Origin of the sequence: Lysinibacillus sp. K60, from assembly GCF_019731275.1 — a bacterium.
Classification (GTDB): Bacteria; Bacillota; Bacilli; order Bacillales_A; family Planococcaceae; genus Lysinibacillus; species Lysinibacillus capsici.
This window is the reverse complement of record NZ_JAASJR010000002.1, coordinates 216,753-237,120: the sequence shown is the minus strand read 5'-3', so window position 1 is coordinate 237,120 and position 20,368 is coordinate 216,753. Positions and strand designations below refer to the sequence as shown.

Annotated in this window: 18 protein-coding genes; 2 read left to right on the top strand and 16 right to left on the bottom strand. The window is 37.8% G+C overall.

The genetic code is table 11. The features are described 5' to 3' along the window. Nucleotides 1–24 precede the first annotated feature (24 nt). From dnaG to ccpN, 3 genes are all read right to left on the bottom strand, one after another. Entirely contained in the window at nucleotides 25–1,857 is a 1,833-nt protein-coding gene (dnaG, locus tag HCH28_RS04950) for a DNA primase (protein ID WP_221680415.1), read from the bottom strand. A 206-nt stretch (nucleotides 1,858–2,063) separates the two neighbouring features. Continuing rightward, nucleotides 2,064–2,876, bottom strand: coding sequence for a pyruvate, water dikinase regulatory protein (locus HCH28_RS04945; protein ID WP_004227157.1), 813 nt, complete (start codon nucleotides 2,874–2,876; stop codon nucleotides 2,064–2,066). 15 nt (nucleotides 2,877–2,891) lie between these two features. Further along, nucleotides 2,892–3,524 (bottom strand): transcriptional regulator CcpN, encoded by a 633-nt coding sequence (gene ccpN / locus HCH28_RS04940; protein ID WP_004227151.1) that lies wholly within the window; start codon nucleotides 3,522–3,524, stop codon nucleotides 2,892–2,894. A gap of 428 nt (nucleotides 3,525–3,952) precedes the next feature. On the opposite strand from ccpN, the gene HCH28_RS04935 reads away from it, so the two are divergent. After that, nucleotides 3,953–5,338, top strand: coding sequence for a glycine--tRNA ligase (locus HCH28_RS04935; RefSeq protein WP_004227145.1), 1,386 nt, complete (start codon nucleotides 3,953–3,955; stop codon nucleotides 5,336–5,338). 52 nt (nucleotides 5,339–5,390) lie between these two features. Here HCH28_RS04935 and HCH28_RS04930 read toward each other — a convergent pair whose 3' ends face one another. Then, on the bottom strand, nucleotides 5,391–7,109 hold the full coding sequence (locus HCH28_RS04930) for an HD-GYP domain-containing protein (protein WP_221680083.1): 1,719 nt from the start codon (nucleotides 7,107–7,109) through the stop codon (nucleotides 5,391–5,393). A gap of 839 nt (nucleotides 7,110–7,948) precedes the next feature. On the opposite strand from HCH28_RS04930, the gene HCH28_RS04925 reads away from it, so the two are divergent. After that, nucleotides 7,949–9,349: an S-layer homology domain-containing protein gene (locus HCH28_RS04925; RefSeq protein ID WP_221680082.1), complete on the top strand. Its 1,401-nt coding sequence runs from the start codon at nucleotides 7,949–7,951 to the stop codon at nucleotides 9,347–9,349. Nucleotides 9,350–9,373: 24 nt separating this feature from the next. Here HCH28_RS04925 and recO read toward each other — a convergent pair whose 3' ends face one another. The 12 genes from recO to HCH28_RS04865 all read right to left on the bottom strand — a co-directional run bounded on the left by recO (nucleotide 9,374) and on the right by HCH28_RS04865 (nucleotide 20,192). Then, nucleotides 9,374–10,159: a DNA repair protein RecO gene (recO, locus tag HCH28_RS04920; RefSeq protein ID WP_221680081.1), complete on the bottom strand. Its 786-nt coding sequence runs from the start codon at nucleotides 10,157–10,159 to the stop codon at nucleotides 9,374–9,376. A 219-nt stretch (nucleotides 10,160–10,378) separates the two neighbouring features. Further along, nucleotides 10,379–11,296: a GTPase Era gene (gene era / locus HCH28_RS04915; protein ID WP_004227129.1), complete on the bottom strand. Its 918-nt coding sequence runs from the start codon at nucleotides 11,294–11,296 to the stop codon at nucleotides 10,379–10,381. Next, nucleotides 11,283–11,696 carry a cytidine deaminase gene (locus tag HCH28_RS04910; protein ID WP_221680080.1) on the bottom strand — a complete coding sequence of 138 codons (414 nt, stop codon included), beginning with the start codon at nucleotides 11,694–11,696 and terminating at the stop codon, nucleotides 11,283–11,285. The genes era and HCH28_RS04910 overlap by 14 nt, the downstream gene beginning before the upstream one ends. Nucleotides 11,697–11,755: 59 nt before the next feature. Then, nucleotides 11,756–12,106 carry a diacylglycerol kinase family protein gene (locus HCH28_RS04905; RefSeq protein ID WP_221680079.1) on the bottom strand — a complete coding sequence of 117 codons (351 nt, stop codon included), beginning with the start codon at nucleotides 12,104–12,106 and terminating at the stop codon, nucleotides 11,756–11,758. Then, nucleotides 12,107–12,580, bottom strand: coding sequence for an rRNA maturation RNase YbeY (gene ybeY / locus HCH28_RS04900; protein WP_048392192.1), 474 nt, complete (start codon nucleotides 12,578–12,580; stop codon nucleotides 12,107–12,109). It abuts the gene before it with no gap. An 8-nt stretch (nucleotides 12,581–12,588) separates the two neighbouring features. After that, a complete protein-coding gene (locus HCH28_RS04895; protein WP_221680078.1) occupies nucleotides 12,589–14,709 on the bottom strand; it encodes an HD family phosphohydrolase in 2,121 nt (706 codons plus the stop codon). Between the two features lie 267 nt (nucleotides 14,710–14,976). Further along, the gene (locus HCH28_RS04890) at nucleotides 14,977–15,933 is read right to left on the bottom strand and encodes a PhoH family protein (protein WP_004227104.1); all 957 of its coding nucleotides are present in this window, start codon (nucleotides 15,931–15,933) and stop codon (nucleotides 14,977–14,979) included. 2 nt (nucleotides 15,934–15,935) lie between these two features. Beyond that, nucleotides 15,936–17,048, bottom strand: coding sequence for a sporulation protein YqfD (locus tag HCH28_RS04885; RefSeq protein WP_221680077.1), 1,113 nt, complete (start codon nucleotides 17,046–17,048; stop codon nucleotides 15,936–15,938). A gap of 1 nt (nucleotide 17,049) precedes the next feature. Beyond that, nucleotides 17,050–17,298 (bottom strand): hypothetical protein, encoded by a 249-nt coding sequence (locus HCH28_RS04880; protein WP_221680076.1) that lies wholly within the window; start codon nucleotides 17,296–17,298, stop codon nucleotides 17,050–17,052. Between the two features lie 54 nt (nucleotides 17,299–17,352). After that, nucleotides 17,353–17,829, bottom strand: a complete 477-nt coding sequence (locus tag HCH28_RS04875) for a hypothetical protein (RefSeq protein WP_221680075.1) — start codon at nucleotides 17,827–17,829, stop codon at nucleotides 17,353–17,355. Between the two features lie 26 nt (nucleotides 17,830–17,855). Further along, nucleotides 17,856–18,860 (bottom strand): flotillin-like protein FloA, encoded by a 1,005-nt coding sequence (gene floA, locus HCH28_RS04870; protein WP_004227087.1) that lies wholly within the window; start codon nucleotides 18,858–18,860, stop codon nucleotides 17,856–17,858. Nucleotides 18,861–18,863: 3 nt separating this feature from the next. Then, nucleotides 18,864–20,192, bottom strand: coding sequence for an NfeD family protein (locus HCH28_RS04865; RefSeq protein ID WP_221680074.1), 1,329 nt, complete (start codon nucleotides 20,190–20,192; stop codon nucleotides 18,864–18,866). Between the last annotated feature and the right edge of the window lie 176 nt (nucleotides 20,193–20,368).

Here is a 20,368-nt window from a genome sequence, read left to right as displayed (position 1 = left end):
CTCCTTCTAAACAACCGAATCGGGTTAAATCGCCGATAACGATTTTCTTAAATGAATAATCTGTTGGGCGATTTCAAGTGCACGTGCATACTCATGCATCTTCTCCGCTTCCTTTGACTCATGCATCTTTTGATAAATTTCTTGCTCAATTCTATATTTTTGAAGCTGACGGATAGAGTCCATAACCTCTGCCTCTGCTTGATCAGGATCTCGCTCAACTAAAGCCGCTTCCATGACAATTTTTCGCAATTCAGCGTCATCCAAAATTTCCACAAAACGTTGATAATCAGGATGACCATACTCCTCATAAAATCCAACTAAGCGAACAAAAACTGCCATATAGGCATCTCGTACAAATGGCTCTTTTTGCTCACTACGTAATACCCTGTCCACTACATCTATATTATGAAGCATATGAGCCAGTAATAAACGTTCGGCACGTTCAGCTGCGTCCATAGGCTTTTGTTGTTGCGTGACTGGCATTGAAGGTATCTGTGTAGGCATTTCTACTTTAGCAGAACGTACCTGATTAGCCTCCAGTTTTCGGAATTGGGCATAAATGGCTTCTTCCGAGATGTTTGTTTCATTTGATAGCTGTCGTATATACAAATCTCGTTCAACTGGTGAAGATCTTCCCACTAGCTGCTCAAGAACTTCTTGAATATATTGAAGCGTATCATTTTCAAATTGAAAGTTCTTATTGCGTCTAGCATGCATCATCATAAAAGCAATATACGCATGAGGTTTTTCCAAAATTTGTTCCTTAAATGCTTGTCCACCTAAAGTGTGAATGTATTCATCAGGATCTAATTTTTCTGGCAACACGGCAATATCGACTTTCATTCGCTCTGTATGCAGTAGCTGCGCCGCTCGTTTCGCTGCATCAAATCCAGCATTATCACCATCATAGCAAATCGTAATTTGCTCTACTAAGCGCTTTAGCTTTGTGATATGCTGATTTGTTAACGAAGTACCCATTGTCGCAACAACATTCATTACACCTACAGAGTTGGCTGCTAAAACGTCCATAAATCCTTCCATCAATACTACTTGACGATTTTTTCTGATAGAAGTTCGTGCTTTATCTAGGTTATACAGCACTTCACTTTTTTGGAAAATTGGTGATTCTGGACTATTTAAATATTTTGCTTCCTCACCATTGGATGAAAGGATACGTCCTGAGAAGGCAATAATTTTACCATTCTCATCTCGAATAGGAAACATGATACGTCCTCTAAAACGATCAAAATAACGTTCTTCTCCCTCTCTTTTGATGATTAAGCCACTTTCGGCAATTTCTTGTAAGTTATAACCTTTTCTTTCAAGCAATATTGTTAATGCATCAAAGCTTTGGAGAGACCAACCAATGTTATTAGATTCGATAAGTTCCCTTGTAAATCCTCTTTCTAGCAAATAATTTAAAGGTTCTTCACCATCCTCTGTATTCAACAGTAAATGATGAAAAAAATCTGCTGCAAAAGCGTGTGCTTCTTTCATCCTTTCTTCCGCTTTAGATATCTTTTTCGTTCCTCCAGGGAAACTTGGCTCAACATCTAAGTGTATGCCAACACGTTCCCCAAGTTTCACAACAGCATCTGGAAAAGAAATGCCTTCAATATCCATTACAAAAGTAATGGCATTGCCGCCTGCACCACAACCAAAGCAATGAAAAATTTGCTTATCTGTAGATACAGAAAAAGACGGTGTTTGCTCTCCATGAAATGGACAGAGACCAAACCAATTTCGCCCACGCTTAGTAAGCTGCATGTATTCACTAATAACATCAACGATATCTGATTGTGTGCGAATCTGCTCAATTACTTCTTCTGGAATCTTCCCTGCCAAATCCATCACCATCTTTAATATTTGCGTTCTAGAAACACAATTCGCTATTCGTTTTAAAATTCCTTTATTTCTCGACAAAAAATTAGGATTTTTCTCTTATAAATATTTTTACCACAATTTTATTATTATAAAACAAAAATTAGTTTTTATCTATACCGTTTTTAAAATCCACTCAAAAAAACCGCCTCTGCTAACCGAGGTGGTTTAAAATTCTATCCTTATTTACAGGTCAAAATATGTTCGATAATCGTATTTGCTGTCTCTTCAACAGCTTTATTTGTCACATCGATAACTTGACAACCTATTCTACCGACAATTTTTTCAAAATGCTGAATCTCATCAAGAATTCTTTCATGCTGTGCATAGATAGCATCATCATTCAAGCCGAGAGACATTAACCTTTCTTTCCGGATTGAGTTTAACTTCTCAGGGGAAATAATTAAACCAAAGCATTTTTTAGGGTCTATCTGTAATAGCTCTTCTGGTGGTTCTACCTCTGGCACTAAAGGTACATTCGCAACTTTATATTTTTTATGGGCTAAATATTGTGATAGTGGTGTTTTAGAAGTTCTTGATACACCAACTAGTACGATATCAGCTTGTAATAGTCCTCGTGGGTCTCTACCATCATCATATTTTACCGCAAATTCAATCGCTTCAATTTTTTTGAAATAATCATCATCCAGCAGATGAACAATGCCAGGCGTTTCCAATGGATTTTCTTCCATAAAAGCTGCCATTGATTGTAAGGCCGGACCTAAAATATCCACAGCCTGAATTTTTTCTTGTTCACATAAATCATGTAATAATTTACGCATTTCTTGGCGAACCAGTGTATAAACAATAAATGCTCGCTGTTGCGAAGCAAGAAAAACAATTTTACGGATAAGCTCCTCTGATTGAATATGTGGAAATCGACGAATTACAGTATTTTCAAGACCCGGTCGGAACTGGCTAATAACCGCTTTTGCAACTTGATCACCAGTTTCACCGACAGAATCAGATACAACAAATACGCGTAATCTTTTCATGCAGCTCTCCTTCATTTAGACATTTTGTGCAAGAGATAAGAAAGCCCGTGTAATCGTTGTTTTTGTAAGACGACCAACAATCGTTAAACCACCCTCTTGCGGTTCAACTACTGGTAGTGAATCAACCTCACGTTCAATAAGTTTGTTCGCTGCAACAATTAAAGAATCTGATCTTTCACAGTACGAAATATTTGGCATACGCGTCATAATAATATGTACTGGAATTTTATTTAAATCCTGCGTACCAATACTTGTACGCAGTAAATCTTTGCGAGATAGTACGCCTGTCAAAAACTCATTCTTATCTACGACAAAGAGTGTACCAACATCTTCTGAAAACATAAAGCAAATTGCATCATAAACCGTCATTGTTTCAGGGACAACTACTGGCCCTGAATGAAAATCCTTCACTTTTAAATTGTGAATACTATCTATTAATGTAACAGATGCCTTCTTACCTGAATAAAAATAACCAACCCTTGGTCTCGCATCCAGAAATCCTGCCATTGTTAGGATTGCTAAATCCGGTCTTAGAGTTGCTCTTGTCAGATTGAGACGTTCGGCAATATGTTCCCCCGTAATAGGGCCATTTTCTTTCACAATTTGTAATATGTCTTCCTGACGTTTATTGAGTTCGATTGGACTCACCGCCTCAAATCTAATAGTGTTATACTTATGCTCAATTATTATATACTATTTTAATAATTATTGCGAATTAAAGAACTACATGCTACAATATTGACACATACGCTTGCTCTATCTGTATTTTCGAGCAAATTGCGTTATACAGGCGATGATGGGAAAAAAGTATCTGTTCCATTCTATAGCGAGTAGAAGATGGTGAAAGTCTACACAGCAACAGAGAAAAGGCACTCCCTGAGCTAACTTTTTGAAAAGAGGTTTTAAACTACTTGTTTAAAACAATCAGGGTGGAACCGCGGGTATTAGCACTCGTCCCTGGGCATACATTGTGCCCGGAGACGGGTGCTATTTTCATTTAGTTGCAACTGAATGAAAAAAACTTTGGCGTTTTTACCGCTAAAACAACGTATTAAAAAATTAAAGGAGGCTATTTTATGGCTAACAAATCAATGGAAACCATCGTATCTTTAGCGAAGCATCGAGGCTTTGTCTTCCCTGGTTCTGAAATCTACGGAGGTTTAGCAAACACTTGGGATTATGGTCCACTAGGTGTGGAATTAAAAAATAATATTAAAAAAGCATGGTGGCAAAAGTTTGTTCAGGAATCTGAATACAATGTAGGTATCGATGCTGCTATTTTGATGAATCCCAAAGCTTGGGTTGCTTCTGGTCACGTAGGAAACTTCAATGACCCAATGATCGACTGTAAATCATGTAAGGCCCGCCACCGTGCAGATAAAATTATCGAAGACGCTGCATTAGCGAAGGGCGATGAAATCATTGTTGATGGTATGACATTCGACCAAATGAAAGAAACAATGATTAAATATGACGTAGTATGCCCTGATTGCGGAAAGGCTGATTTCACAGATATTCGCCAATTCAACCTCATGTTTAAAACATTCCAAGGTGTAACGGAATCCTCTACAAATGAAATTTATCTACGCCCAGAAACGGCACAAGGTATTTTCGTGAACTTTAAAAACGTTCAACGTTCTATGCGTAAACGTACACCATTTGGTATCGCACAAATCGGTAAATCTTTCCGTAACGAAATTACACCAGGTAACTTTACATTCCGTACACGTGAATTCGAACAAATGGAGCTTGAATTCTTCTGTAAACCTGGTGAAGACCTTGAATGGCATGCATATTGGAAAGAATTCTGTAAAAATTGGTTACTAAACCTAGGCATGAAAGAAGATTCGATGCGCCTTCGTGACCATGAGGATGATGAGCTATCTCACTACTCTAACGCTACAACAGATATCGAATTCAAATTCCCATTTGGCTGGGGAGAGCTTTGGGGTGTAGCGGATCGTACAGATTACGACTTAAAACAACATATGGAGCACTCTGGTGAAGATTTCACTTACATTGATCCTGTATCAAACGAACGTTATGTTCCTTATTGTATTGAACCATCATTAGGAGCTGATCGTGTAACATTAGCTTTCCTATGTGATGCCTATGATGAAGAGGAACTAGAAGGTGATGATAAACGTACGGTTTTACGTTTCCACCCTGCTCTGGCTCCATTTAAGGCTGCCGTGCTACCACTTTCTAAAAAATTATCTGATGAAGCTACAGATGTTTGGGCTGAACTACGTAAAGCCTTCCCTGTTGATTTTGATGAATCACAATCAATTGGTAAACGTTACCGTCGTCAAGATGAAATTGGTACACCATTCTGTATCACATATGATTTTGATTCAAAAGAGGACGGCCAAGTAACAGTACGTCATCGTGACTCTATGACACAAGTTCGTATGCCTATTGCTGAAGTAAAAGCCTATATTGAAAAACACCTACAATTCTAATCACTTTAATGCTCAAAAAAGAGGGGGTAGCCAGCAGGCAACTCCCTCTTTCTTATGCTTTATATGTTGAAAATAAGCGCTCTTGCATTTTTTCCTCGAATGAAAACTTTTTCATGCTCAAACCTATTAAGCTCACTAATAGCTCCTCAATATCCGCTAGTGAGTAATAAAGGAATGTACCTTCTCGCATTGGACGAACCCGTTTGTCAAAAGTTTGTTCATCTTCAATAAAGTAAGCGACATTGACATCACAATGTTCCATCAATTGTGTAATACGTTGATCATCACCTGGGTTTATAAAGAATGGCACAATTTTATCAATATACAAAATACTTTGAACAAGCTTGATGAAGAAATTTTCACGCAACGATGTCTCCACAACTAATATGGTCGTTTGCTCATGTTGATAATCCATATATAAAACGTTTAATTGCTCTTCTAGTAGCGTTTTTAAAATACCAATAGAATTGCGATACTTTGTCATATCCGTTTGGATTTCTCTTGTTAGTAAACGTAAAATACGAAAGGCTGGCAGAAAAATTTTTAAGACAATTTCTTTAGGATGTAAATGGTCAATTAATTTATTAAAATGAATTCTCAGATTATTTTCGTCACAGCGGATTAATTGCTCCACAAATAAGTTGAAAATCTCTTCAAAGCTATTCGCTCGATAGTCGATCATTTTCGTAATTCTCACACTATAGTTCAAAGGTAGATTCATTGATTTTTGCTCATCTAACAATCTTACTTTTGGTAATGTAGGAAATAAATCATAAACAAGTTCTACTTGTGCACTGCGATTATCTGATAACATAACAACAGAGTTGACTGGGTAAATCCCTAAACATTCTACAAATTTATGCATAAAGCTCTCATTATATAAATGTCGATCTCTGTATAAGACGGCTAAAGCATCTGTAGCACCATAGCCTACATGATAGACTCTCTTGGATGTCATCGCTGAATATACATCAACAATTTGTAATAATTGTACACCATCACTCATATCATCCGCACAAAGTTGATTTGGATAGCCCTTTCCCGCAAAACGTTCATGATGATCTCGTGCCAAATAGGCAATGTCTTCCTCGTTATGTTCCATAAGTAGCTCGTAGCCTTTTGTTGTGTGCGTCTTTACAATATCAAACTCATCTTCAGAGAGTTTACGTTTCAGATTTAATATTTCTTGTGGTATAAAAACCTTCCCGATATCATGGAACAGGTAGCCCCTAGCTAATGTTTCAATATCTGTTAAACCTAGGTATCTAGCAAAAATTGTACCTAATACAAACACATCAAATGAATGGACAAATGAATACTCGTCCCATTCCTTTAAACGCATAAGTAGCTCATAGCGATGTTTTTTTTCCAAAATCTTTTCAAAAACACCTCTTACATAAGCCGTATCTTGTATGCTTTTAAGAATTTGTCCATAGCGTAATTCGTGCACGACATTTTCCAACGTTGTCATAAAAAGCTGACTGACTGTCTCTCTATAATCATCCACAGGATCTCTTTTTTCAATTAATGGGGCAAATAGATCTTCATATTCTCTTGTTCGTTGAGCACTTAAATCATGGACAACTCGAACTGAATCAGATGGCAAATAGACAGATAATTCATCTACTTTACGAAGTTTAAGTAAGGCAATAATTCGCTCTGTTAAAACTAAATCCTTTTTAGCCAATAAACGATACTCTGAAAAAATATCTTCTGCTAATATATCATTTGCTTCAACTTCATGAATACTTAAGGTTACTTTTCGTAGCATATATTTTGCCACATACGCAATGTACTAAGCACTATGTGACTCCCTCCTTCTTCCATAGGACTGCGCTATTCTGATAAACGTATAACAATACGTTTTGCTGATAGAGGCTTTTATATTTCATAGGCATGTCTAAAGTGATCTAGCGTACATCAGTTTCGATGGAGATTAAACGACTTAATTATATTTAAAAAATATAATTACCATTATCTATACCATTTACAATATCATAGGTTAAAATGCCTTTTCAACTAGTATATGGGTCTCGAATGAACAGTTTCTACCACTTATATAATGAAAACTAAACAAAAATACAAATCTTTTTACCTATTAAAATACTTATAAATATAGATATAAGTATAAATATAGATAAATAAGACTTTATATTCTTCATTTAAAGACAAAAAAATAACGAATAAAATTAAATTTCTGCAATAATTTTATTTTGTAAAAATTGAAATTTATTCATTAAAAAGAAAGATAATATAGTTGCATCCTCCTATAAAATTAAAGGTATTACTTTTTATTTAAAAAGATAAAATGAAGCGAGTTTTGCGCTACGCAATTTAATTAGTTTTAACTCATCCTTTTACTTAAGGTAGAATTGATTACCAAACACGTCATGGTATGGATGAAATTCCCTCTATGCGTTGTTCCATCTTTTTGGTATAAATAAGTTATTATAGTTAGTATTAGCTGTTAAATAATGAAAAATTAACAGTCTAAAGACACATCACCTTTTAACATTCATTCGTCCGGAAGTTTGAACTGATACATAGGAGGGTCTAACCAGAAACATATATACTATAAAATTTTCTATTGTACTTTTTGGAGGAATTTAATTGCAGTCTCAACGTTTATTTCAACTAGCTATGGCTTCTGCTTTAGTAACAAGTGCGATTATTATCGCACCACCCGCACATGCAGCATCATTTTTCCCTGATGTCAACCCAACCAATGAGGAAGGTAAGGCTATTATTCAATTAGCAGAGCGTGGCATTATTTCAGGCTATATGGATGGGACATTTAAACCTGCTAATCCTATTACACGTACACAGGCTGCGAAGATTTTAGCAGGTATTTTAAAGTTAGATACAGTTCACGTAAAAAATCCCCAATTCAAAGACATCAAACCTGGCGATGAAAACTACGGAGCCATTGCAGCATTAGCAAATGCTGGGATTATTAATGGTGCAAATGGTTACTACTACCCTACTCAACATATAACTCGCGAGCAAATGTCCAAAATGATAGCGAAAGGCTTTGGATTAACAAGTACGAGTAACACGCAATTACCGTTTACAGATGTTAAAAAGGGGAATGAATTTGAGCCTCATATTAAAGCATTGTTTGCAAATGGGATTACCAAAGGAACATCTGCAACGACTTTCGGCCCAAAAAGCAATGTAAAGCGCTCTCAATTGGCTGCTTTTGTTGTACGAACTGAAAAGTTGCAAGGCAATGCAACCGTCTATGCAAATCAATTTAAGCAGGACTATATTTTTGCCTCTTACGGTGGTCTTGAGCCAGCAGAGGATATTTTCACATGGCATGAAGAGGAAGATATGACAGAGTCTATCACGATAACCCCTATAAAAGAAGGTACGGGCAAATTAGTGATTACTGGATTTACTGATGATTCAGAGGATTTTACTGACATTTTTTATTTAGTACATGTCAAAAACGTAAATGGTAAGCTGAAGGTAACGCTTGAAGAAGTAAATGAAGATGATTATATCGAAAATTTACCACTCGATTTGTCTGAGAGTAAATTACCATTCATGCCAGCAGAGGTGACGGTTCAAAACACGAATGGACAGCCACTCGCTTCAAATTTATATAACTTTAATCAACAAGATCAAACACTGTCCATCTTGCAAAATGGACAATTCATTGTTACATTTTCAAATGGGACACAACAGCAAAATATGGGTGCAGATGTGTATTCCTATGATTTTGTTCGCAGCATTGATTTATATCATTTGACAGATGAATTAATACTAACAACGCAAGAATTACCTTTTGAACCAACACATGTAGCACTCGAAAGCTTTGGTTTTGAGCCAGTGCCTGTAAAAGCGACGATTCTTAACGGACAACTACATCTTACGCCAAAAGCTGAAGGTCTAGCGATTCTCCATTTAACAGGTAAAAATGACCAAACAGCATACATTTATATTGAAAGTAAAAAAATTGCTGGACACTGGGCCTTTTTAGTGTCGGAGGATGAGGATGAATTTTAAATAACGTGAAATGCCAGATGAACATTATGATTCATCTGGCATTTCGTGTTTCGAGCGAATTTGCAGTTCAGGGGTACGTTCTAGTTGCTCAATAAATTTTCTCGTCTTAAACCGAATACCGGTTTGTTCTTCATAGATGGTTGTTATAATTTTTTTAATGAAATATTTTGTTTCTTTTTTTAGCTCTATTTTTCCAATTTGGTCGATAGGAACAGTGTAGAACATCCTTATAAGTTTTAGCTGTGTTGGCGTTAAGCGAATGATATAGGGGTCATGCTGATAACAGCGATGGCATAAGAATCCTCCTTGAGCAAAGGAAAAAGCAAATTCACCATCTACAGCGCCACACGCAGCACAGGCATGTAAAATAGGTTGTACACCTGTATAGGGCAACATTTTCCATTCAACAAATAGCGTAATGGCTTCAGGATCGTAGCCATCCTCAATTGCTTGTAGTGCATGTAGTAAAACATCGAATGCAAAAGGCTCTGGCTTTCCTTCTTCAACAACTCGCTCCACTAATTCCATAATATAGCTAGCATAAGCAGTAGCCATAATATCTTCACGAATATGGCGCATTGAATTTAAATGTTCTCCCTGTTGCAAAGTTCCCATGCCCGTATGATGTTGTACCATAAACATCCCATAGGTAAAGGGTTGCGTGATGGAAGCCAATCTACTAGAAGGTTTTTTTGCCCCTCTAGCCATCGTAGCCACTTTGCCAGCTTCCCGAGTTAGCAAAATAACAATCTTATTAGATTCCCCATAAGCGCGAACCTTTAATACAATCCCCTCCCATTTATGAAGCATAATCCCCCTCCTTTCTTAAAAGTACTATCCATGAAAAGAGAGCTGCCCAAAATAATTTTGGACAGCTCAAAAATAAAATGATCAATACTCCTAGATCCTTTTGCCCCTATAAGAAGAAGTTAACCTCTAAAACCGTCACGTCAAAATTTGGCGTCTATTCCTGATTCAACGGGCAATGTTCACGATCGGGGCAACTCATTTGCTAAGTCAGGAAAAAACTTAATATTCATCATCACGGAATCCAAAATCGCGTAAATGTGTAGCTTTATTACGCCAATCTTTTTGCACCTTTACCCATAGCTCTAAATAAACTTTAGACCCTAGGAGCATTTCGATATCCTTTCGCGCACGTGTCCCCACTTCTTTTAGCAAGGCTCCACGTTTTCCGATAACAATCCCTTTTTGAGAATCACGCTCCACAATAATCGTAGCCGCTACATGAATTTTATCCTCATTTTCTTCATCACGACGAATTTTATCAATTACCACTGCGATAGAATGGGGAATTTCTTCACGCGTTAAATGTAGAACTTTTTCACGAATAAGTTCAGATATAATAAATCGTTCAGGATGATCTGTCACTTGATCAGCCGGGTAATACTGAGGTCCTTCTGGTAAATACTTCGCCAAGGTCACTAATAAATTTTCAACATTATTGCCTTGTAGCGCAGAAATCGGTACAATCTCCGCAAAGTCATAGCGCTCTTTATAGCTCTCAATAATTCCCATTAGTTCATCTGGATGAATGGCATCAATTTTATTGATGACCAAAAAGACAGGTGTTGGATTTCCTGCTAGCATTTCTAAAATAAATTCATCACCTTTACCGAGTTTTTGCTCAGCATTAACCATAAACATAATAACGTCCACTTCACGCAATGTGTTTTTAGAAACCTTCAGCATGAAATCGCCTAGTTTATGTTTTGGCTTGTGAATACCTGGTGTATCAATAAAAATCATTTGGCTATCATCTGTTGTCAGTACGCCTTGTACTTTATTTCGTGTTGTTTGCGGCTTATCACTCATGATCGCAATTTTTTGGCCAATGACACGATTTAAAAATGTCGATTTGCCAACGTTTGGACGACCAATGATGGAGATAAAGCCTGATTTATAGCCATTTTTAGTTTCCTGCATTCTCTAAATCCTCCGTCGTAAATGCAAACGGTAGTAATTCGCCCACTGACGTTACCGTCACATCACCTTTTAAGTTCGTTAAATAGACAGGCATAGTTGGAGCACAAAACTCCATCATGACCTGGCGACATGCTCCACATGGGGCGCATGGTCCTTCCGTATCAGCTACAATGGCAATGGCTTCGAATTCGTAAATCCCCTCCGATACTGCCTTAAAAAACGCTGTACGCTCAGCACAATTTGTCATACTATAGCCTGCATTTTCAATATTACAGCCGTGAATAACCTCTCCATCTTTTGTTAGTAGAGCTGCCCCTACTTTAAATTTTGAATAAGGAACATAGGCTTTTTCACGTGCCTTTTTTGATTCTTCTAATAATGCATGCATATCCATTGTCATCTATACTAATTCTCCCTCACATTTATGGTTTATTTTCAATTAGAAGACACTCATTTCCATTAAAACCATTTTGGCAGAAAGATGAGTAATCCGATTATAGCACTGAATAGTGCAAATACAAGCACTGCACCTGCTGCAATATCTTTTGCTTGCTTAGCAAGCGGATGAATCTCTGGGGAAGCTAAATCGACTACCCGTTCGATAGCTGTATTCATCATTTCCAGCGCAAACATCAGTGCTATTAATAGTAGCACAATATACCACTCCATACGAGATAAACCTGTCAAATAACTAGCCAGTATAACAATGATTGCACTTACTATATGTGATTTCAAATTTTGTTCTTTACTTGCAGTTATGATGCCTTCGAAAGCATAGCCAAAAGATCGCAAGTATTTTCGCAAATCCATCTAGTCTCGACCTAAGCCAAAAGTTTGTAGAATCTCATCTTGCTTTGCAAACATCACTTTCTCTTCTTCTGGCTCCATATGGTCATAACCAAGTAAATGTAAAAAACCATGTACAGCTAAAAAGCCTAATTCTCGCTCAAAGGAATGATTATATTCCTCAGCCTGCTCTTTGGCACGGTCTGTTGAAATAATAATATCACCTAATACACGTGGCATCCCTTCAAAAGTTACTTCCATTTCCCCTTCCCCTAGCTCCTCTAGCGCAAAGGAAATGACATCTGTTGGCTGGTCCTTGCCACGATATTCACGATTAATATCTTGAATTGCCTTGTTCGTTACAAACGTCACCGAAACCTCTGTTTCTGGCTCAATATTTTCTACACTTGCAGCATGCTGTAATAGCTTTTCAACTAGTTCGATATGTTGTGCTCCCACTTCATTTGTTTCATCCGTAAAATCAATTGTTAAAATCATAGATCCTCCTACTTATCTGCCTTTGGATATTCAATACGTGAATGGAATATCCCATTCAACGTTTCACAAAGTACTCTCTCTATACATTTTAACTCTTTTATTGAAATATCGCATTCATCAAACTGATTATCTTGGACGCGATCATCGATAATCGCTCGTACTAGCTTCTGAATTTTCTCTGCATTTGGTTCTTTCATAGAACGTACTGCTGCCTCGACACTATCCGCAACACTGATAACAGCTGCTTCTTTTGTTTGTGGTTTGGGCCCTGGGTATCGGAACTTTGCTTCATCAATATTTTTTCCTTCTTCCTTTGCTTTAAACAAGAAGAATTTTAACAAACTTGTGCCATGATGTTGTAAAGCGATATCAATAATCTCTTGAGGCATTTTATAACGTTTTAACATATTGGCACCATCTGTCGTATGGGCGATAATAATCTCTGCACTTGTTTCAGGTGGTAACGAATCATGCGGATTGATGCCCGACATCTGATTTTCGATGAAAAAGGAAGGTCGCTTGGTTTTACCAATGTCATGATAATAACAACCTACACGTGCTAATAAACCGTCAGCACCAATCTCTTCACACGCAGCTTCCGCTAAGTTCGCTACCATCACACTATGATGATATGTCCCTGGAGTTTCCATTAATAATTTTTTTAATAATGGATGGTTGGGATTGGATAGCTCAATTAAGCGTAAAGACGAAAGCAAGCTAAACGCCGATTCAAAGAATGGTAAAAGTCCCATCGTTAATGCCCCTGAAAGCAAGGCAGATAACATCGCTGCTATTAAGTAAAAGGCTAACTCTGGTAAACCATAGGATGATTGTGTCATTAACAAATAAAACGCTATAAATGCCATGTTTACAAGGGAAATCACACCAACCGCATGTAAAATATGTGAGCGTTTTTCCACACTACGCAAAAAGAATAGGCTTGCAAACCCCCCGAATATGATATACAGCGTAATTTCCATTTGCATAACTGAAGAATAGCCTTCTTGAAAAATTACTCCTGCTGAAGCAGCCGTCATAACTGTAATTAATACGGCAGCTCGCTCATCTGCTAGCAATCGTACAAGCATCGTAGCTAGTGCTGTCGGGAATAAAAAGGCAATCGTCACATCAAAGCCACTAGAAACTAAGCTAATAAATTTCATGAGCAAAATAGACAAGCTATAAACAATCACTGTCACTAACAGTGCATTACGTTTTTTTTGTTCGTTAGTCTCCCAACGCTCAAATAAAATATACATAAACATCATTTGCAGTAGCGTTAAAATAATAAGCCCTGCTATCGGCTTCAAGGAGGCTTTATTACTAACCATCCCTAATAGCTCTAATTGTCTAAAAGCCTCATTGTCAATAACTTGGCCTTCTTGAACAATAATCTGACCTTGTAAAATTCTTGTTGGCTCTACACTTTCTTTGGCCTGCTGTTTTCGAATCTTTGTTTGTTCTTCGTTAATTGTTTCATTTTCAATAATGCTTGTACGTCCTATTAACACGACTGTATTGAATATTTTATCAGGATATCCTCGTTGTCCACGAATCTTTGTTTCAAAATCATTTTGTGCAACAAAGACGTTCTCTGGTCGGATGGATTTTTGTAAATATTCCTCTACAAATTTAGATAATTGCGTACTTGTTCTAGTTAAATCATCTTCACTTTGCACTAACAGACCTTCCAGCTGAGAATCTGTAAAAATTAACGGCATCTGGTCTTCGTCAATGGATTCAAATTTCTTTCGAAGCTGTGTAACTTGGTCTGCAATAGGAATAGGTTCCTTACTATTTGCAACATCTTTTTTCACTTCCAAAACATAATCAAATAATGATGTTACAATCGCTGCTCTTTGCTTGGCGACATCCTCCGAAAATTGATAGACTGAATCCACTGCATTGGCAGCTTTTTCTCGCTCTAGCTGAGTTTTATAAGTGTCTTCAATGGTTTTAGTAGATCGTACGGTTTCAGGCGCAAGCTGTAATGGTTTGAAATCATATGTAACTCCTTTAACATTGCCATACATGAACCCAAATTGTAGGCCACCTGTTAAAATGAGAATGATGATAAGAAAGTAGCGAAAACCGATAAGCTCTGTAAATTTTCGAAGTTGTTTCTCCATCTGGCACCTCCTCTATCTACCTACTATCATACCAATTCAACATACATTTTTCTCGAAAAATGTATAAGAAAGCAAAAAACAGCTATGCATCTTCGCATAGCTGTCACATTTTTTTCCATATTTTGATTAAATTCGAGGTTTAGGTTTTAACTATATAGATGTTTTGAACCTCGTTACCCCTATCGCTTCGCTTGCGGGGCAGACTTCAAAAACCCGTTACCCCTGTCGCTTCGCTTGCGGGGCAGACTTTAGAATTGCTATGCAATTCTAAAGTTGCTGTTCTTCGTAGGCTTGAATGATTTTGGCTACGATTGGGTGACGTACGACATCACCTTGTTCTAGTACTTGGAAATGGATAGATTTAACATACTTTAATGTACGTTCTGCTACAATCAAGCCAGATTCTGTATTTTTGGGTAGGTCGATTTGTGTTTTATCACCTGTGATGACCATTTTAGAGCCGAAGCCTAGACGAGTTAGGAACATTTTCATTTGTTGATGTGTTGTATTTTGTGCTTCATCTAAAATAACAAAGGCATCATCTAATGTACGGCCACGCATATAGGCTAAAGGGGCGATTTCAATTGTTCCACGTTCAATTAGTCGCTGTGTTTGTTCTGAGCCGTAGATGTCGTTTAAAGCGTCGTAGAGAGGTCGTAAATATGGATCGACCTTTTCCTTTAAATCCCCTGGAAGAAAGCCTAGAGACTCTCCAGCTTCAACAGCAGGGCGAGTTAAAATAATTCTCTTTACATGGCCGTTTTTAAGTGCCTGTGTTGCCATGACTACCGCTAAATACGTTTTCCCAGTACCGGCTGGACCAATACCGAAAACAACGTCTTTATGACGGATTGCTTGTATGTATTCTCGTTGACCAATTGTTTTTGCACGAATTGACTTACCTTTCGTCGTGCGTGCTATTTCTTCATCATATAGTTCTGCAAAATACTCGATTGTTCCTTTTTGTGTCATTTCAATAGCTGTTGTAACATCACGTTGATCAATATTAATTCCTTTGCGAATGACCTTCAATAAAGCTTGCAGAAGAAATGTTGCCTGTTCCTTAGCATTTTCTTCACCCGCAAGTTGAATTTGTTCACCACGCGTAATGATATGAACATTAAGTGCTTCTTCAACTAATTTCATATTTGCATCGGAAATACCTAGTAGCATAACCGCTTCGTTTGGATTATCCACCTGTAATACAGTTAACTGTTCTGACATAATCATTCTCCTTGTAGGCCTTGTATTGGACTTGCAATGTTTTCATTGACTAAAAATAGAACTTTCCCTTCAACTGTACCATTCCCCCACTTTGCCTGTAAAAGGTTTTCTTTCTTGATGATTGTTTTTGCAGGTAACGAGCGTAATACTTTTTCATGCAATAAAGGAATAAGCAATGACTCAATTTTCGATTCATCCAAATCTACTTGCATGGTTTTCGTCTGTTGCTCCTCTACAATCGAAACATAAGGGGATAGCCAATTCGGTAAATCCTTCCTTTGTACATAATCCACCTTTTCCTGATGTATACCCTTTATCAACACTCGCCATTGCTTTTGCTGCAAGGTTTCCACGGTAATTTTTGTTGGAATTTTAAATGAACATTCAAGCCAATAATCTGCATAAACCTCTCCCTTCGCCCCTACAAAAACTTGATCTGTGCCACTTTCTAATACACCACTTACGAGGACGTCACCTTCGTAGGCTGTATCATTTACTGAAATTTTCCGCTCACCATGCTGTATATTAAAATGTGTAATGACACCACTTTTCGTTGCTACTATATGGGAAGCTAATTTATCAGTTGTTTGCTCTGTTTGTTTAGGTGATTCTTGTGGTCTCAAAATTACTCGTCCGCCATGTTTATCAATATGAACCCATGATAGCTCTCTGTGTTGCTCTAACAGCTTTTGTCGTATAACCGTATTGGAAGGTAACTTTTTTTGAGATAGAGGGGTTTCTAGTTGAAAGGTTTCATGAAAGGTCTTACCTAAACGCTGCTCTAGTTCTGGTGTCGCGGCTTCTATGTCCACTCGCCATATAACTTGTGCACAAAGAATTGGAATAGCAATCATAAAGGCTAAGCCCAATAAAGTCCAAATTTGCGCTCGAAAAACTTGAAGCTCATCTGCATAAAATACAGCCATTTTTAAGCGAAAACGTCTTCGTACACGGCGAATTTTTGGTAGATAATGCATCGTCGTTTCAAAGGAAACTTCCTGCTCACGAAAGACAACACGCTTTAATGGTACATGTTGAGCGTGCAATGCTTGAATAAAAGGATGAACATTTTCATGGCGCTTTATACGTATAATAATTGGCCGATTATTCCACATTTTAGCTCACACCCATATTCTTTGTCATTTTCATATGAAGCTCCTGTAGATTGTCAACAGTGAGATGTAGCATTTCTTCTTTGAGCGCATTGATTGTCACTGAATCCGCATTGACAGTAATATGATAATCTGCATAGACAAACGAACAGGTCGTCGCATCTGCATGAATAAAACGGTAGGGTCCAATAATTTTTAATGATTCGTATTCTAACAACTCAAGTAGTGGCGTTAATTGAAATAATTTTTTCATAAAAAATGCCTCCTTCTTCGGCAATATATGCATCGAAAAAGGAGGACATGCTAGTTATTTTCTTTTTGATTTTGGTGGCCCTAATATTTCAGCCATCACGATTGCTTGCATAAGATCATTTTTAGATTGAGGTAGTTGTAAAGTCGAATGTGAGCCAACTGACTGCACTTCCTTTTTTTCAGCAGCTAATCGTCCTCGACTTTCTCGATTAGTAGAACGGCTAGGGATATCTGCTGGAATGACAGTTGGGGCAACATAGCTTGGTATTTCTCTTTTCACTTGTTCTTCAACAAGTTTTTTAGGCTCCTCGACTTTCTCATTTTCTGGAATCCAATCTCCTATAAATTCTCGTGCAAAATCTTCAAAACTCTGTGCTTTCCCAGTACGATGTGGCGCTTTCTCCGTAACTGGAGGCTCCACCACAGTATCTTTATTAAAAGGAGGCATCTGCTTCTGAGGCTTTTTATTTTTTGATTTTCCGAAAATAGAGCTGACTATGGCAATTATGGCAAAGAGTATTAATTGTTCCATATTATTAGTTCTGCTCCTTTCCGTTATTAAGCATTAGGTTCATTTGTTTCAGGTTTATCTGTGCTCACTTTTGAAATCGAATCGCGCATCGCTGTATCCGCTTGGATATTACGATAGTTCATATAATCCATAATACCAAGATTACCGGAACGTAAGGCTTCAGCCATCGCTTGAGGTACTTCTGCCTCTGCTTCTACTACTTTCGCCTTCATCTCTTGAACACGTGCAATCATTTCTTGCTCATTTGCAACAGCCATAGCACGACGTTCCTCGGCTTTTGCTTGCGCAATGTTTTTATCTGCTTGTGCTTGTTCAATCTGTAATTCAGCACCGATATTTTTACCGATATCTACATCGGCAATATCAATGGACAAGATTTCAAAGGCTGTTCCTGAATCTAAACCTTTAGATAATACTGTTTGCGAAATCATATCTGGATTTTCTAAAACTTCTGTATGATGTGTCGCTGAACCGATAGTTGAAACGATCCCCTCACCAACACGAGCAATAACTGTTTCTTCACCAGCACCACCGACTAAACGTTCGATATTGGCACGCACGGTAATACGAGCCTTTGCTTTTACTTCAATCCCGTTCATTGCTACACCTGAAATGAAAGGTGTTTCAATAACTTTTGGATTAACGGACATTTGAACAGCTTCTAATACATCACGCCCAGCTAAATCAATTGCTGCACAACGTTCAAATGACAGTTCAATATTGGCACGATGAGCCGCAATTAAGGCATTCACTACACGGTCAACATTACCACCTGCTAAATAGTGACTCTCTAACTGATTAATCGTTACAGGTAAACCAGCTTTATGTGCTTTAATCAACGGATTAACAATTCGAGACGGGATTACACGACGTAAGCGCATCCCAATTAATGTGAAAATACTCACACGTACACCTGCTGCTAATGCAGAAATCCACAATGCTACGGGTACAAAGGTAAAGAATACCGCAAGCACAATGAATAAAATAACTAGTCCAGCAATAGGACCAATCAAAGCTAAATCAAAACCCATTTTCTATTCCTCCATCTCTTTATCTGTTTGTCTCACAACAATGCGTGAGCCTTCAACTTTAATAATTTCTACATGTTGATTGACATCGATATATCCACCTTCTGAGACAATATCAATGCGTTCACTACCAAGTACCATTGTTCCAGATGGACGAAGTGGCGTAAGCGTTTTCCCAATTTTCCCTAACAGTTCTGTGCGATTCACATTGGATACATACCCTTCTTCTGTCGTGGTTGCATCCATTAACACAAGCCTGTTTAAGACATGCAGTTTTTTTCCGAAAAATTTCATCAGAATCACCATTCCTATCATCGCTATCACAAGCGCAATGAGAATTGCTACTATCATTTGCATCATATTTGCACCTGCCAGTATCAGACTTAGTACTATTAAGACACCACCTAAAATACCAACAATTCCACCAGGGACAAAAAACTCTGCAATTAAAAGGGCTAACCCAACAATAAATAACAATAATGTTTCATATCCCGCAAAGCCGGCCACCATATGTCCAAAGAAAAATAAACCAAGTGCTGATAAGCCCATTATACCTGGAACACCAAATCCTGGCGAATAAAGCTCCATCACAAGTCCTAAACTAGCGATAGACAATAGAATAGGTACAATGATGGGATTTGTAATAAAACGAGCTAATTTTTCAGAAAAGGTCGGTTCAATGGGAACAACATCACTACCATTTAAGTTGGTTACGTCTAAAAGCTCCTGAAAATCCTTAACCGTCCCTTCAGAATATTTAACCTTTAATGCTTCTGAGGCAGATAGGGTTAACAAATTCTTTCCGCCAGCACGGTATTCTGGTAGTTCATAGTTGGTATCTGCCATTGCTAATGCATACTTAGGGTTGCGCCCTGACGTTTCTGCTGCTGCTTTCATTTGAGCAAGCCAAGCGCTATTAGCCTTTAGGTCGGCCGCATTACCTGCTGAATCGATAACTGCCGCTGCACCGATTGTTCCATTTGGAACCATGTAGATCTCATCCGCATGTAAGGCTAAAAAAGCTCCTGCTGAGTGCGCATCCTTATTAATATAAGCAATCGTCCTTATTTGCGTTGCATCCATAAGCATGGCGATATCATTTGCCGCATTCACAAAACCGCCAGGCGTATGTATTTCTAAGATAATCGCCTCTGCATTGTTTTCTTCAGCCTCTTTAAAAGCTCGTTCTAAAAATGCATGAAGTCCTCGTTCTACTTCATTATGAATCAGAACATGATAAACCTTATTACTGGCAAAAGCCGAAGTTAATGGAAACGCTAACAAAAAAGTCATCCATATCACTAGTAAATAGCTGAGGATTTTCCGTTTTCGCATCTTTTCCCCTCCCTTCTAACATGCCTCTCCTCTGTATATACGGTCAATCATGCGAAAAGTTTCACAAATCTTAAAAATTTATTCACTTATTTATCACTCGATCTAATGCAATTAACAACAGTATGTGCAAAAAAGCCGAATGAATCAAAGTGATTTCATTCGGCTTTTTCATATGT

Bases quoted from the DNA above. Each gene is read 5' to 3' on its own strand.
- dnaG (WP_221680415.1), bottom strand. From the start codon at position 1,857: ATGGTGATGGATTTGGCAGGGAAGATTCCAGAAGAAGTAATTGAGCAG.
- HCH28_RS04945 (WP_004227157.1), bottom strand. From the start codon at position 2,876: ATGAAAAGATTACGCGTATTTGTTGTATCTGATTCTGTCGGTGAAACT.
- HCH28_RS04935 (WP_004227145.1), top strand. From the start codon at position 3,953: ATGGCTAACAAATCAATGGAAACCATCGTATCTTTAGCGAAGCATCGA.
- HCH28_RS04930 (WP_221680083.1), bottom strand. From the start codon at position 7,109: ATGCTACGAAAAGTAACCTTAAGTATTCATGAAGTTGAAGCAAATGAT.
- recO (WP_221680081.1), bottom strand. From the start codon at position 10,159: ATGCTTCATAAATGGGAGGGGATTGTATTAAAGGTTCGCGCTTATGGG.
- era (WP_004227129.1), bottom strand. From the start codon at position 11,296: ATGCAGGAAACTAAAAATGGCTATAAATCAGGCTTTATCTCCATCATT.
- HCH28_RS04910 (WP_221680080.1), bottom strand. From the start codon at position 11,696: ATGACAATGGATATGCATGCATTATTAGAAGAATCAAAAAAGGCACGT.
- HCH28_RS04905 (WP_221680079.1), bottom strand. From the start codon at position 12,106: ATGGATTTGCGAAAATACTTGCGATCTTTTGGCTATGCTTTCGAAGGC.
- ybeY (WP_048392192.1), bottom strand. From the start codon at position 12,580: ATGATTTTAACAATTGATTTTACGGATGAAACAAATGAAGTGGGAGCA.
- HCH28_RS04895 (WP_221680078.1), bottom strand. From the start codon at position 14,709: ATGGAGAAACAACTTCGAAAATTTACAGAGCTTATCGGTTTTCGCTAC.
- HCH28_RS04890 (WP_004227104.1), bottom strand. From the start codon at position 15,933: ATGTCAGAACAGTTAACTGTATTACAGGTGGATAATCCAAACGAAGCG.
- HCH28_RS04885 (WP_221680077.1), bottom strand. From the start codon at position 17,048: ATGTGGAATAATCGGCCAATTATTATACGTATAAAGCGCCATGAAAAT.
- HCH28_RS04880 (WP_221680076.1), bottom strand. From the start codon at position 17,298: ATGAAAAAATTATTTCAATTAACGCCACTACTTGAGTTGTTAGAATAC.
- HCH28_RS04875 (WP_221680075.1), bottom strand. From the start codon at position 17,829: ATGGAACAATTAATACTCTTTGCCATAATTGCCATAGTCAGCTCTATT.
- floA (WP_004227087.1), bottom strand. From the start codon at position 18,860: ATGGGTTTTGATTTAGCTTTGATTGGTCCTATTGCTGGACTAGTTATT.
- HCH28_RS04865 (WP_221680074.1), bottom strand. From the start codon at position 20,192: ATGCGAAAACGGAAAATCCTCAGCTATTTACTAGTGATATGGATGACT.